The organism is Mesorhizobium sp. WSM4989 (genome assembly GCF_029625795.1).
Classification (GTDB): domain Bacteria; phylum Pseudomonadota; class Alphaproteobacteria; order Rhizobiales; family Rhizobiaceae; genus Mesorhizobium.
The window spans coordinates 1,997,502-2,011,274 of sequence record NZ_JARTVN010000002.1; the positions used below are offsets into that span (position 1 = coordinate 1,997,502).

Sequence of the window (13,773 nt, forward strand, 5' to 3'; positions counted from 1 at the left end):
GGCGGCCGTATCAGGCGTTACTTCGGTTCGCCGGTGACCGGATCATAGGTGATTTCGACCTTGGCCTTGTCGGTCGTGTAATAGGTAACGGTATAGCCGTCGCTGCTCCAGCCGACCTCCTTGATATATTGGAAGTCGCTCCGCTTCTCGACCTTGGTCAGGATTTCCGAGAGCTTCTTGGCATTTTGCGGCGGCAGCGCTTGCGCTTCGGCCGCGAAAGCCGACCCGCCGACAAGGAAAAACGCGATACCGCTTGCCAAAAGAACACCGCGCATGACTGCCCTCAATCTCTCGTGGTGGCATGAACGCGCTGACAACTCGAATCCGGGCCCGTTGGTTCCGCCAACGGGCCGCAACGCCTTGCTCCACAGTTGGTCCGTCACGGCCGGCGCGACCTCTATTCGCGAAAGCTTAAATAAGTAAAACGGCGTGAATCCAACAAGTAAGGAGGCTTCTGCAACATCGGACTTCAGGTAACGAACGACTAACCATGGCTTGCGCCGAAACCGCCTTCCATTAGCTGTTCGTGGTAGAGCTTTTGGCCAGACCCTGTTAGAGTCCCGGACCAACAGGGTGGCAACGGCGCGCCGAGCCTGCCGGGGATCTTCCTTCGGCAAACGGCGAAGTTTTTTTGGAGCGGAAGTCGCCTGTTCTGGACCGAAAACAGGGACCGGGGGCTCAACCATGGCTGAACGGAACTATACCCGTCAGCTTGCGACAATCATTTCTATCGACGCCGTTGGTTTTTCGCGGCTGATGGGCATCGACGATGAGCGCGCCGTCGCGGCCTTCGAGGAAAGGCGCGATATCATCACCGACAGTTGCGGCGCCTTTGGCGGCCGCACGTTTGGCGTTGCCGGCGATAGCATCATGGCCGAATTCGGCAATCCAATCGAAGCCTTGCGCGCGGCGTTCGATTTCCAGGACCGGATCATGGCGCTCAATGCCTCGGCCGCGGATGAGATGCGCATGCCGTTCCGGGCCGGGATCAACACCGGAGACGTCATCGTCCGCGAGGGCCGCCTCTATGGCGACGACGTCAACATTGCCGCGCGCCTGCAGGAATTCGCTCCGCATGACGGTCTAGCCATCTCAGAGACGACCTGGCACCACGTGAAGGACAAAACGGCCGCGGTTTTCACCGACCTTGGCGAGTTCATGCTCAAGAACATCGCCCTGCCTGTACGTGTGCTGATCGCCGGACGCGGCGGCAACGGCGCGGCGATTGCTGCGCCCCTGGCCGCCATCCCTACCGCTCCCGTCCATGACAGACTCGCATCGAAGGGCCCGCCGGCAATCGCGGTGCTGCCGTTTCACGGCAGCAACGGAGGCGAGCCTGACGTCGGCTACATGGCCGACGGCATTGCGGAAGACATCATCTACGGCCTGTCCAACACCCGCTGGCTCTCGGTGATCGCGAAGGGCTCCAGCTTCCAGTTTCGCGACGACCAGCTCGGAACCAGGCTCATCGGCAATGCGCTTGGCGCGCGCTACATCGTCGGCGGCACGCTGGCGCGCCACAGCGGGCAGATACGCCTCAACGCCTCGCTGACCGACACGTCGAACGGGCGCCTGGTCTGGTCGCAGCGCTTCGACCGCGACCTCATCGACATCTTCAGGCTGCGCGACCAGATCGGCAGCGAGATCGTTTCGATCCTCGACAAGGAGGTCGACCGAGCCGAGCAGGTGCGCACCTTCCAGGTGCCGTGGGAAAGCCTCGAGACCTGGCAACTGGTGCGGCGAGGCCGCTGGCACATGAACAGGCGCACGCGCAAAGACACCGAGATCGCGCTCGAATTCTTCGAGAAGGCTTACCAAGAAGATCCGAATTCCAGCGCCGTGCTGAACGAGCTGGCATGGTGGTATTTCTGGCGGGCATGGCTGCGCTTCGGCGACAGCGACGACCTGGCCAAGGTCGAAGAATTTGCGCGCAAGTCGCTCTTGATGGACAGCCTCGACGCGCGGCCGCACGCCTATCTCGGGGCGGCCGACATCATGCGCGGCCAGCCGGCATCGGCGGCGGAGCATCTGGCCGAGGCGATTCACATCAATCCGAGCTTTGCCTTCGCCCGCTCGGCAATGGGCAGCGCGCGGCTGCTGCTTGGCGATGCCGCCGGCGCGATCCCGTTCTTCCTGGATACCGAGCGGCTGAGCCCGTTCGACCTCTACCGCTTTCACAATCTGGGCGAGCTGGCTGCCGCATACTGTTTGGTCGAGGACTGGCCGGCCGCAATTGCGGTTGCCGATCGCTCGCTCAACCTTTCGCCGGGCTATTTCTACGCCAGGTTCCTCAAAATCGGCGCCTTGATGCGGAGCGGCCGTCTTGAGGAGGCCGAACGCGAACGCGCCATTCTGGCAACCAGGCATCCCGATTTTTCTGAGCAGCGGATTCGCTGGATTCCGTTCGTCGATCCTGCGAAGAACAACTTCCTGATCGCGAATTTCGGCCAGGCCAAGTCCATCGCATGATTGCTGGAACCGAACACCGATGATTGTGAAAAAAATCACATACGCCGGACCGAACCAAACCTAGGCCAGACAATAGCCGGCATCGCAGTGACGTGCACAGCCGGGGGGCTCGAACGCGCATGATCAAGTTGAAGTATTTCGCTGCTGTCCGCGCTGCCCAGAAGAGCCAGCGCCCTGTCGCCGAAATGCCGCCCTTCGATATCGACCGGCTCCGCGCCAAGGGGCTTGCGTCCCGTATCGCCGGCTTCCTTTTCAACGACCCGCGCTGGCTGCTGGCGCTGCTGCGCCGCTTCTGGCCGAACCTGGCCTTCGGCAATTTCCTGCTTGTCACCAAAGGCGTCGATGTGCGCGACATTTTGGAGCGCGGCGACGAGTTCGAGACGCCGTACGGACCGGAAATGGCGGAACTGGCCAGGGGATCGAACTTCATCCTCGGCATGCAGGACGGGGCCGCCTACCGGCAAATGAAATCGGCCGTGCTGAGCGCCTTTCCGCCGGCGGAAGTCGAAGCCGCCGTCAGGCCGATCGCCGAGCGTCATTCGCGCGACATCATGACCCGGGCCAGCCCCGGCTTCGACGCCATCGGCGGGCTGATGAAGATCGTTCCGGTACGCATCTGTCGCGACTATTTCGGCCTCGAGATCGACGATGAAACCGAATTCGCCGACTGGTCGATCGCGCTCAGCGCGCTGTTCTTTTCCGATCCGACAGCGAGCCCAACGACACGTCAGCTCGCGATCGTCGGCGGCGATCGTCTGATCAAGGTCATCGACCGCTCGATTGCCGCGATCAGGGACAGGGGAGGGAAGGACGAACGGCCGCTGGCGCGCCTCGTCGCGCTCATGGATCAAGGGCGCCTATCGCAGCCGGACATCCATTCGATCATGCTCGGCATGATTGCCGGCTTCGTTCCGACCAATGTGCTTGCCGGCGGCAATTGCCTGGACGTCATCCTGTCGCGGTCAGATGCAAGGCAGGCTGTCGACGCAGCCATTGCAGCGGGCGGTACCGGCAAACTCGATCGGGCGATCCTGGAAGCCATGCGCTTCAAGCCGATCTGGGTTGGTCCGTGGCGCTACACCGCCCGTAACGCGGTCATCGGCCAAGGCACGCGGCGAGAGCGCCTTGTGAAGGCCGGAACGGTCGTCATGCCGGCGACGCTTTCCGCCATGTTCGATCCGGAAATCGTGCAAAGGCCAAACCAATTCGACACCTCGCGGCCTTATCGCGATTACATGGTGTTCGGCCACGGCATTCATCTGTGCATCGGGGCCGAGATCGCTCGCATTCAGATCGGCGAATGCATTCGCGCCCTGTTCAGCAAGCCCAAGCTCCGCCGCGCGCGCGGCAGAGCCGGCAAGATGGTCAATGTCGGCGCCTATCCGGCCAGCCTCAAGGTCGATTTCGAGCGCTCGCCGCTTTGCCGCACGGTCGACCAGTCGATGGTCACCGTGGTTTGCCCGATCAGGCGTGCGGTGCCGCTGGATGCCGTGCGCGACAAGGTCGGCGCACTTGGCAACCCGGCGATCGACGAGGTGGGCAATGCGCTCGACAATGTCGGCACGGTCCACTTCGCCAGCCTGGCTGTCGCCGCCACCGGCAGGGACGAGAAATCGGACCTCGAGACGGGCGCGCTCGTACTCGAAATCTCCGGCGACGGCAGCACCGACGATGTCATCGGTGCCATCACGCAGGCCATAGGCCACCGCCTGCGGCCGATCTTAAGGGCCGTGTGCGGTCTGCCCGACGACTCTTCGCTGCAGGACTTCCTGAAGAAGCATCACATCGAGATCTCGCCGTCCTTCGGCAGCACGGCAGGGCTGGTTTTTTCCGGAACGCCTGGCCATTCGGTGCGCCGCATCCTGGCCGAGGCAGAGCTCGCCGACAGCGTGCGCGAGATCGTCGAAAAGCCGCGAGCGGGTATTGGCAACGCCCTTGCTGTGCTCACCGAGGCGCGCCGGCATGCCCAGTCGCTAGGAAAGTTCGGCTGGGCCTTCGAGCCGGCTGAGAGCCTGCTGGAGCGGCCTCCGGGCCGCTGGTGGCGAGCCTTGACGACGACGCTGCTTGCGCCGGCTGTGCTCGCCACCGTCGCGATCGTCATACTTGCCTGCTGGCGCATGACCTATGTGCTCGTGTTCGGCAATCCGCACGGTGTCACCTTCACCAACGTCGCAATTGCCGGCACCGCGCTTCTGCTGGCGGTGCTGGGGCTGCTCGCGATAGCCCTGCTGTTCATCGGCTTGTGCTTCCTCAGCCTGCGGCGCCTTGAGGACAAGGACCGGCCGCAGAGCACGCCGATCGATCTCGGCGCGCTGGACAGGATCCTCGCCAATGAGGACCACTGCGCGCAAAACCATCTCACCGCGATATCGACGATGAAGGCCGGCACCTTGCGGCGGCTGGCGCTAAGGCTTTCCTTCTACCTGATCTCGATATCGGCGCAGAAGGTGTTCAAGCCGGGGTTCCTCGCCACCATAAACACCATTCACTTCGCCCGCTGGGTGCTGCTGCCGGGCACCGACAAGCTGATGTTCTTCTCCAACTATGGCGGCAGCTGGGAAAGCTATCTCGAGGACTTCATCGCCAAGGCCTCCGAGGGCCTGACCGGCGTATGGAGCAACACGGAAGGCTACCCGCGCACGCGTTGGCTCTTCCTCGACGGCGCGCGCGACGGGGACCGCTTCAAGCGCTGGGCGCGGCGTCAGCAGGTGCCGACGCTGTTCTGGTACTCTGCCTATCCGCATCTCAACACCACTCGCATCCGTATCAACTCCAGGATCCGGCGCGGCATTGCTTCCGCCACCGGCAGCGAGGCCCGCAACTGGGTGAGCCTGTTCGGCTCGCTGCAGCGGCCGCAGGCAAGGCCGGCTGCAACCGTCGGCCGTGAACCGGCGCCTTCGCCCGCGGAAGAACTGGAAGCCGGCGAGATCCAATCCATTTTCTTCGGCCCGTTCGGCGCGCTTGGCCACGCGCATATGCTGGCGATCTGGGTGCCGGAAGAACTGCCGGCCATGCAACGCAGAGCGTGGCTGGACTTCGTCATCGACAAGACCAGTTTCGGCGACGGCGTGCCGGCCGGACGCGCCATGACGGTGGCCTTCGGTCCCGACGGTTTGCGCCGTCTTGGGCTCAAGGGCGGCGTCGACGACGATCCGCTGGACACATTCCCAGCTGCCTTTCGCCACGGCATGGGCAATCCAGAGCGCAGCCGCATCCTCGACGACACCGGCCCCGATGCGCCTGACAAATGGCAGTGGGGTTCGGCCACGGCGCCGGTCGACGCAGTCGTCATCTGCTACGCCGCGGAGCCGGCGGTACTGAAGGGGGAGGTTGCGGCCGCGAAGCGAAGGACGACAGGCGCAGGGATGAAGATCGTTGCCGAATTGCCGCTTGTCGTGAACCGCGAGCCAAAGAAGGACGGTGGGACAACGCAACATGCTGGCAACGACGGCAAGCCGGAGCGCGCCCGCGCCTACGAGCATTTCGGCTTTGCCGACGGCGTCTCGCAGCCGATCGTCAGGGGTACGTCGCGCGCCAGCAAGGGTGCCGCGCCGATGCACCTGGTCGCGCCGGGCGAGTTCCTGTTCGGCTATCGCGACGAGCATGGGTTCTATCCAGCCTCGCCCTCCGTCCGGGCAGCACAGGATCGGACCGGCATCCTGTCTCAGGTGCGGCGCAACCGGCAGATCCCCGGTCAGCCCCCGCCGCCGCGCGATTTCGGCCGCAACGGCTCGTTCCTGGTCGTGCGCCAGTTCGAGCAGCATGTCGAGTTGTTCGATGACTATTGCAAGCATGCCGCCGCGCGGGCTGCGCGCGAGACCGGCGACAACGCCATCACGCCGCGCTGGGTCGCGGCCAAGATGCTCGGCCGCTGGCAGGACGGCAGTTCGCTGGTGCGCAACCCCGATGGCCGCCCGGGTCGTGGCGTCGACAACGACTTCGCGCTCGGCGCCGAGGACCCGCAGGGGCATCGCTGTCCGATCGGCTCCCATATACGCCGTTCCAATCCGCGCGACTCGCTTGGCGAGGATCGCGAGACGCAGATCAGGATCGGCAAGCGCCACCGCATCCTGCGCGTCGGCCGCACCTATGTGAAGAAGGACCGCAGCGGGAAGGTCGAGAAGGGGCTTCTCTTCATGTGCCTCAACGCCGACATCGAACGCCAATACGAGTTCATTCAGCAGACCTGGGTCTCGTCGAGCTCGTTCCAAGGCCTTGTCGGCGAAAAGGATCCGACGATCGGCGCGCGCGACGGCGGCGGCCGGTTCTCGATTCCGTCCTGGGAAAAGGTGACGGTGCTCAGGGACATGCCGCAATTCGTCACCACGAAAGGCGGCGGCTACTTCTTCATGCCGAGCCGGTCCGCGCTGCGCTACCTGATTTCGCGGCTCTGATTCGGGTCAGAATCGTTCAGTCGTCGTCCTGCGAAGCGGCGATGTGGTTCAGCGCGGCGGCATTGGTGATGCGCAGCCCGCCGCGTTTGATGTCGATCATGTGCCGGTTGCGCCAGTCGTTGAGCGTCTTGTTGACCGACTCGCGCGTCGCGCCGAGGAATTCGCCGAGTTCCGATTGCGAAATCGGGATCCAGCCGGCGGGGTCGGCCATGACGCCGCTGAGGAACACCAGCCGTTTCGCCAGCCGGGCCTCGATGCCGAAGAAGGCCTGGTCGCCGAGTTCGCCGCTGACCCAGCGCAGCCGCGTGCACAACAGCTCGATCATGGCGCGCGCCAGCGGTGGATTTTTTTCAATGCGATCAAAGAGTTGCGCGCGACTGAGGGAAACCAGCTCGCATGCGGTGAGGCAGATGGCGGTAGCCGTGCGCGGGCGTCCGTCGAGCGCGCCGATCTCGCCGATCAGGCTGCGCGACAGCTCGATATTGGCCACCAGCTTCTGCCCGCCCGGTGAATAGAGCGAAATCTCGACCGTGCCGCTCATCACGCCGTAGATGCGGTCGGATGCGTCCTCCTGGACGAACAGGTGCTGACCGGCGGCATAACGTTCGACCTTGCAGCCGCCGAACAGCAAATCGAACTGGCGCGGATCGATCCGCGCCAGACGCGGCAGGGTGCTCCTGTCGTCTGCGCTGGCTGTGGACATGATGCGGTTCCGCCTCTCGTTGAGCGGAAATTGTATGACAAGTGCATGCTCGATCAAGGCCTGTCTCCTTTGGTGCGATTGCGGCAACACACGACGGCCTTTGTAGATCGGGCGCCAGACGTGCGCTGCCGGCATCAAATTGTCCGGCAACTGTCCCTTGCAGCGGGAAACCGGAGCGCGCTGGCGGACGCGGACCGAACTACGAAACGCCGTTCGCGCGCGTGGCGGGAGGCGACCGACGCGCGCGAACAGCAAATCTGAAAATGGCTAGGTGATCGAAACTCCCTGCCGAGCTTTCAGGCCCGGAGGCCGTTGGAGCCCATGCATCAGTGCCACCCGGTGCGATATCTGTGCGCGATGCCTCCGCGGCGTATGTGAAGGCGATCACAGAAGCGTCGCTATTGTCCAGCAGCGGCTTGCCGCCACCCTGCATGGACCAGGCCGACGACCCCGATCGAACTCAGCGCCTTCGAATGCAATGTCGGCGACAAGGGCAGCGGCCCGGCTGTCGACACCGCCCGCAGCAGGCACCACACTGCGGCAGTGCTTCAAAAGGCAATTGCGGAAAATCGAAAACCGATCTATGGAGCACGCGGCTGATTGAGGGCGGCTATCCATCCTATTTGCATAGGTTCGCTGCCCCATGCCCGATAACTTCTCGCGTGTAATCGCATTTCTTGCCGTGGTTATGGCCCTGCTGTTTGCCGGGCTGCATTTCCAACAGGGCAACATCATAGCCACGCTCTACTTCATGACCGGCGCCATTCTGGTGACGGGAGTAACGCATTTGAATGTGCGCCGAGGCCTGATCTAAGCGGCCTCCCGGACGCGAGCTGCCCCGCTGCACGAAATTGAAGAGGTTCATCGCGGCCGGATCATCCAACTTTCGGGAAGTTGGATGGTGGGCGATGCAGGGATTGAACCTGCGACCCCACCCGTGTGAAGGGTGTGCTCTCCCGCTGAGCTAATCGCCCGCTCGTTGCCCGAAGGCCGAAGCGAGCCGCGATATAAGGGAGGCGGGTGCGCGAAGTCAAGGCAATGTGCCGACGTTATCCTGCGGACCGATTTCGGGTTCCTGCCGGCTCGATCTGGGCAGGCGCTCAGCGCGCCCCCGCGATCAGACGCTGGGCCAATTCCGGCGTCAGCGTGTCGAAATGCGAGATCACCAGCGTCGGTTCGAACTCGCGCACATGACGATCCGTATAGCCGAAATCGACCGCCACCACCGGAATACCGGCCGCCTTGGCGGTGTCGATGTCGGTCTGCGAATCGCCGACCATCAGGGCGTTGTGCGGATCGCCGCCAGCCAGTTTGATGGTTTCGGTCAGATGGCGCGGGTCGGGTTTGCGGAAGGCAAAAGTGTCCTGGCCGCAGATCGCGGCAAAGTATTTGTCGAGACCGAGCGCGCCGATCAGCGTCGCCGAATTCGCTTCATACTTGTTGGTGCAAACCGCCATCAGATAACCGGCGGTCTGGAAGTGGTCGAGAGCCGCGACCACGCCGGGATAGGGGCGGGATTTGCCTGGAATGTTGATCGTGTAGTGGTCGAGGAAAAGCTTCAGCAGCCGGTCGTGCTCTTCCGCCATCAGCGCCTTGTTTTGCGCCGCATGCGCGCGTTCGATCATCACGCGGCCGCCATGGCCGACGTAGCGCTTGAAGCCGGCTTGGTCGACCGCGGCAAGCTCCGCGGCCGCCAGGCTGTGGTTGAGGCTGTCGAGCAGATCCGGCGCGGTGTCGATGAGCGTCCCGTCGAGGTCGAACACGATGATCGGTCGGGTCATGGCCAGTCCTGAATGATTGAGGTTCCGCAGCCGATACAAGCTGCGCGGTGGTCAAGCAAGCCGCCTCCGTCGGTCCACAGGCAGAGCCTTTGACGGGAAAGGCAAAAATGCTAGGAGGCGCGCCAAACCATGGAAACCGGGGACAGGAGCGGCATGGACGCAAGGCAGTTGAAGGTCGAGGCCGCGCGTGCGGCGCTCGCCCATGTCAGCAGCGGCATGCGGCTCGGCATCGGCACGGGCACGACCGCCGACGAGTTCGTCCGGCTGCTCGCCGAAAAGGTCGCGACCGGCCTCAGCGTCATCGGCGTGCCCACATCCGAGCGCACCGCGGCACTCTGCCGCGAGCTTGCCGTGCCGCTGTCGACGCTCGAGGAAACGCCGGAGCTCGACCTCACCATTGACGGCGCCGACGAGATCGATCCCGCGCTGACGTTGATCAAGGGCGGCGGCGGGGCGCTGCTGCGCGAAAAGATCGTCGCGGCGGCGTCGCAGCGCATGATCGTGATTGCCGACCGGTCCAAGATGGTCGAGACGCTCGGCCGTTTCCCGCTGCCGATCGAGGTCAACAAGTTCGGCCTGCGCGCCACCGAGATCGCGGTCGGCGCGGCGGCGGCAAGCCTCGGCCTTGCCGGCCCGGTGACATTGAGGATGACGGGGGGGCAGCCATTTGTTACAGACGGCGGCCACTTTATCCTCGATGCATCTTTTGGCCGCATTCCGGATACAAGAGCGCTTTCGAATGCTCTCTTCGCCATTCCAGGCGTTGTCGAGCACGGTCTATTCATCGGGCTGGCGTCAACCGCCGTCATCGCCGGCGGCGACGGCATCCAAACCGTCCATGCCGCCCGAAAACCAGGGAGTTCTATCGACCATGATGTTGCATAAACGGGTTCGCCGCCTTTCGACCATTCTGGCGGCCTCAGCGGTGCTTGCGCTGTCCTCGCCGGCGTTTTCGCAGGATATCAGCGAATCGCATCTGAAGGCCGCACGGGCCGCAGTTGCGGCTATCCACGCCACCGACCCGTTCGACAATATCCTGCCGCAGGCGGCGGCCGCGCTTGAGAACCAGCTGATCCAGAAGAACCCCGACATGCAGGAACTGATCGGCAAGACGGTCACCGAAAAGGCCATGGGCTTGGCGGCGCGCCGCGCCGACCTGGAGAAGGAGGCGGCGCTCGCCTACGCCAAGGTGTTTTCCGAAAAGGACCTCAACGATATCGCCACTTTCTACAGCTCGGAAGCCGGCAAGAAGCTGCTCGACAGCGGCCCGGCGGTCACGCGCGACCTGGTGAAGGCGGCCGACATTTGGCAGAACGGGGTCGCCCGCGACCTCGCCCAGCAGGTCGGCGAAACGCTCGCCGCCGCCGCAAAGGCCGCGGCTCCGGCCAAGCCTGCGAAGGATGCGACCGCTCCTGCCGATAATTCGGCGCCTGCAGACGACCAGGCTCCTGCCGACAACTCGGCCCCTGCCGACAATTCGCAGAACTGATCCGTTTCAAGCGGCCGACGGCCGACTGGACCAGAAGAGCCCGGATTTCCGGGCTTTTCTTTTGCCTGCTGTCCGCCTACCTGTGACACACTTCCATTGCGCAGGAGTCCTTTCGATGGCCGGTTACGACTATGATCTCTTCGTCATCGGCGGCGGCTCCGGCGGGGTGAGGGCGGCCCGTGTGGCTGCCTCGCTCGGCAAGCGCGTCGCCATTGCCGAGGCGTATCGCTATGGCGGTACTTGCGTCATCCGCGGCTGCGTGCCGAAGAAACTTTATGTCTATGCCTCGCAATTCCCCGAACATTTCGCCGATGCCGCCGGCTATGGCTGGATGGTGCCCGAGGCAAGCTTCGACTGGCCGACGCTGGTCGCCAACAAGGACAAGGAGATCGCCAGGCTGGAGGCGATCTACAAGAGGAATGTCGAAGGTGCGGGCGGCGAGGCCTTCCACTCGCGCGCCGTGCTGGTCGATCCGCATTCCGTCTATCTCACTGCCGAAGACCGCACCGTCAGCGCCGACCAGATCCTGATCGCCACGGGCGGCCGTCCGGCTCCGCACCCGGCGCTTTCCGGCCACGAATATTGCATCTTCTCCAACGAAGCCTTCGACCTCAAGGAATTGCCGAAGGCGATCATGATCGAGGGCGGCGGCTATATCGCCGTCGAATTCGCCAACATCTTTCATGGACTGGGCGTCGACACCACGCTGGTCTACCGTGGCCAAGAAATTCTTTCGCGCTTCGATATGGACCTTCGCCGCTCGCTGCACGAGACAATGGAGAAGAAGGGGATCAGGATCCTCTGCCGTTCGATCTCGGAATGGGTGCGCAAGACCGCTGAGGGCAGACTGGACGTGCTGCTCTCCAGTGGCCAGACGCTGACCGTCGACCAGGTCATGCTGGCGATCGGCCGCATCCCGAACACGGAGAATATGGGACTCGAAGGCATCGGCGTGGAGCTCGGCAAGACCGGCGCGATCATCGTCGATGAATTTTCCCGCACCAGCATCGACAATATCTGGGCGATCGGCGACGTCACCCACCGCGTGCAACTGACGCCGGTGGCCATCCACGAAGCGATGTGTTTCATCGAGACAGCCTTCAAAGGCAATCCGACAGCGCCAGACCATGATACCATTCCGACGGCCGTGTTTTCGCAGCCCGAGATCGGCACCGTTGGCCTATCCGAGGACGAGGCGGTCAAGCGCTTCCCCGACATCGAGATCTATCGCGCGTCTTTCCGTCCCATGCGGCACACGCTGTCGGGCCGCGACGAAAAGATGCTGATGAAGCTGGTGGTCGACGGCGCGTCGCGGAAAGTGCTCGGCGCCCATATCCTGGGACCTGACGCCGGCGAGATGGCGCAGCTGCTCGGCATTCCGCTGAAGGCGGGGCTGACCAAGGACGATTTCGACCGCACCATGGCCGTTCACCCGACAGCGGCGGAGGAGCTGGTCACCATGTACAAGCCGACCTATCGCGTGAAGAACGGCGAGCGCGTTTGAAGCCAAGCCGGGAAGGCGCCGCCGGCCATGCCGGCGGCGCGAAGCTTCTTGGCTAGAGGAGCGTGCCGCGCAGGATCACCAGAGCCACCGAGAAATAGATCACCAGCCCGGTGACATCGACCAGCGTGGCGACGAACGGTGCCGAGGCGCTTGCCGGATCGAAGCCGATGCGCTTCAGCGCGAAAGGCAGCATCGATCCCGACAGCGAGCCGAAGGTCACGATGCCGACCAGCGCCGCGCCCACCGTTGCCGCGATCAGCATCCAATGCGGGCCATAGTCGTAGAAGCCGAAATACTGCCAGAGCGCGATGCGGCAGATGCCGACTATGCCGAGGATCGAGCCGAGCACCAAACCGGTCGGCAGCTCGCGCAAGGCGACACGCCACCAATCGCGAAGGCCGATCTCGCGCAGTGCCAGCGCGCGGATGACGAGCGAGGTCGCCTGCGAGCCGGAATTGCCGCCCGAGCTCATGATCAGCGGGATGAAGAGGGTGAGCACGATCGCCTTCTCCAACTCGCCCTCGTAGCTCTGCATGGCGTTCGCCGTGAGCATCTCGCTGAGGAACAGTGCGCATAGCCAGCCGGCCCGCTTCTGGATCATGGCGAGAAAGCCCATCTTCATATAGGGCTCGTCCAGCGCCTCCATGCCGCCGAAACGATGAACGTCTTCGGTCGTTTCCTCGACCATGGTGTCGATGATGTCGTCGATGGTGACGATGCCGAGGATCTTGCCGTGATCCACAACCGGCAGGGCGAGCAGATCGTATTTGGAGATCGTCTGCGCCAGCGTTTCGCGATCGGTCAGCGGCGTGACCGTGACCGGCATGCGATCCGGCGCCACCGACAGGATCGAGTCCAGAGGCTCGCCGGTGATCAGCCGGCGCAAGCCCGTCGCCCGCAGCAGGAGCTGCGTCTCCTTGTCGGTGATGTAAATCGCATAGACGGTCTCGCGCGTGCGCTCGACTTTGCGGATGTGGTCGAGCGTGCGGCCGACGGTCCAGTCCGAAGGCACGCTGACGAACTCGGTCGTCATGATCGAGGCGGCGCTGCTTTCGGGATAACCGAGAATCGAAAGCAGCGTCGCGCGCAGCGGTGGGGCAAGCGCGCCAAGCAGTTCCGAGCGCGGTGGCTCATCGAGCTCGCGCAGGATGTCGGCTGCGCGGTCGACCGACATGGCGGTGAGCAGCTTGCCTGCTTTAGCGCGCGGCAGCGCTGCTGCGAGTTCCGGCGCGCTTTCGAGCTCCGGCTGGTCGAAGATTTCGACCAGCCGCTCGAACGGCACCGCGCAGAGCAGCTCGATGGCGGTCTCGCGAGGCTCGCGGTTGAGGGCTTCGACGACGTCGGCGGCGTGGTCATTGGCAAGAACGCGGGCAACGGCGACCGCTTCGTCGTCCAATACGGATGCGAATTCATTCATGGCTCACTCCTTGCCG

The 13,773-nt window shown here is 63.8% G+C and carries 10 protein-coding genes and 1 tRNA gene; 6 read left to right on the plus strand and 5 right to left on the minus strand.

Annotated features, from left to right (window positions below):
- Positions 1 to 17: 17 nt before the first annotated feature.
- Positions 18 to 275: a PepSY domain-containing protein gene (locus P9217_RS22430; RefSeq protein ID WP_066989847.1), complete on the minus strand. Its 258-nt coding sequence runs from the start codon at positions 273 to 275 to the stop codon at positions 18 to 20.
- Positions 276 to 684: 409 nt separating this feature from the next.
- On the opposite strand from P9217_RS22430, the gene P9217_RS22435 reads away from it, so the two are divergent.
- Entirely contained in the window at positions 685 to 2,469 is a 1,785-nt protein-coding gene (locus P9217_RS22435; protein ID WP_067320029.1) for an adenylate/guanylate cyclase domain-containing protein, read from the plus strand.
- 119 nt (positions 2,470 to 2,588) lie between these two features.
- A complete protein-coding gene (locus P9217_RS22440; RefSeq protein ID WP_278087541.1) occupies positions 2,589 to 6,863 on the plus strand; it encodes a cytochrome P450 in 4,275 nt (1,424 codons plus the stop codon).
- A 16-nt stretch (positions 6,864 to 6,879) separates the two neighbouring features.
- Here the strand turns inward: P9217_RS22440 and P9217_RS22445 are convergent, their stop codons facing one another.
- The gene (locus P9217_RS22445) at positions 6,880 to 7,566 is read right to left on the minus strand and encodes a Crp/Fnr family transcriptional regulator (protein WP_095830188.1); all 687 of its coding nucleotides are present in this window, start codon (positions 7,564 to 7,566) and stop codon (positions 6,880 to 6,882) included.
- A 643-nt stretch (positions 7,567 to 8,209) separates the two neighbouring features.
- Between P9217_RS22445 and P9217_RS22450 the strand changes: the two genes are divergently transcribed.
- The gene (locus tag P9217_RS22450; protein WP_164750822.1) at positions 8,210 to 8,380 is read left to right on the plus strand and encodes a hypothetical protein; all 171 of its coding nucleotides are present in this window, start codon (positions 8,210 to 8,212) and stop codon (positions 8,378 to 8,380) included.
- A gap of 85 nt (positions 8,381 to 8,465) precedes the next feature.
- On the opposite strand, the gene P9217_RS22455 is transcribed toward P9217_RS22450, so the two are convergent.
- Positions 8,466 to 8,540, minus strand: a tRNA-Val gene (locus P9217_RS22455).
- 126 nt (positions 8,541 to 8,666) lie between these two features.
- Positions 8,667 to 9,347, minus strand: a complete 681-nt coding sequence (locus P9217_RS22460) for a phosphoglycolate phosphatase (RefSeq protein WP_278087542.1) — start codon at positions 9,345 to 9,347, stop codon at positions 8,667 to 8,669.
- A 153-nt stretch (positions 9,348 to 9,500) separates the two neighbouring features.
- Between P9217_RS22460 and rpiA the strand changes: the two genes are divergently transcribed.
- The 3 genes from rpiA (at position 9,501) to gor (ending at position 12,340) form a co-directional block, all read left to right on the plus strand.
- Entirely contained in the window at positions 9,501 to 10,232 is a 732-nt protein-coding gene (rpiA, locus tag P9217_RS22465) for a ribose-5-phosphate isomerase RpiA (RefSeq protein ID WP_278087618.1), read from the plus strand.
- Positions 10,219 to 10,836, plus strand: a complete 618-nt coding sequence (locus tag P9217_RS22470; protein WP_278087543.1) for a DUF2059 domain-containing protein — start codon at positions 10,219 to 10,221, stop codon at positions 10,834 to 10,836. The genes rpiA and P9217_RS22470 overlap by 14 nt, the downstream gene beginning before the upstream one ends.
- A 115-nt stretch (positions 10,837 to 10,951) precedes the next feature.
- Positions 10,952 to 12,340, plus strand: a complete 1,389-nt coding sequence (gor, locus tag P9217_RS22475; protein ID WP_278087544.1) for a glutathione-disulfide reductase — start codon at positions 10,952 to 10,954, stop codon at positions 12,338 to 12,340.
- Positions 12,341 to 12,392: 52 nt separating this feature from the next.
- Here gor and mgtE read toward each other — a convergent pair whose 3' ends face one another.
- Positions 12,393 to 13,757 carry a magnesium transporter gene (gene mgtE / locus P9217_RS22480; protein WP_278087545.1) on the minus strand — a complete coding sequence of 455 codons (1,365 nt, stop codon included), beginning with the start codon at positions 13,755 to 13,757 and terminating at the stop codon, positions 12,393 to 12,395.
- Positions 13,758 to 13,773: the final 16 nt, after the last annotated feature.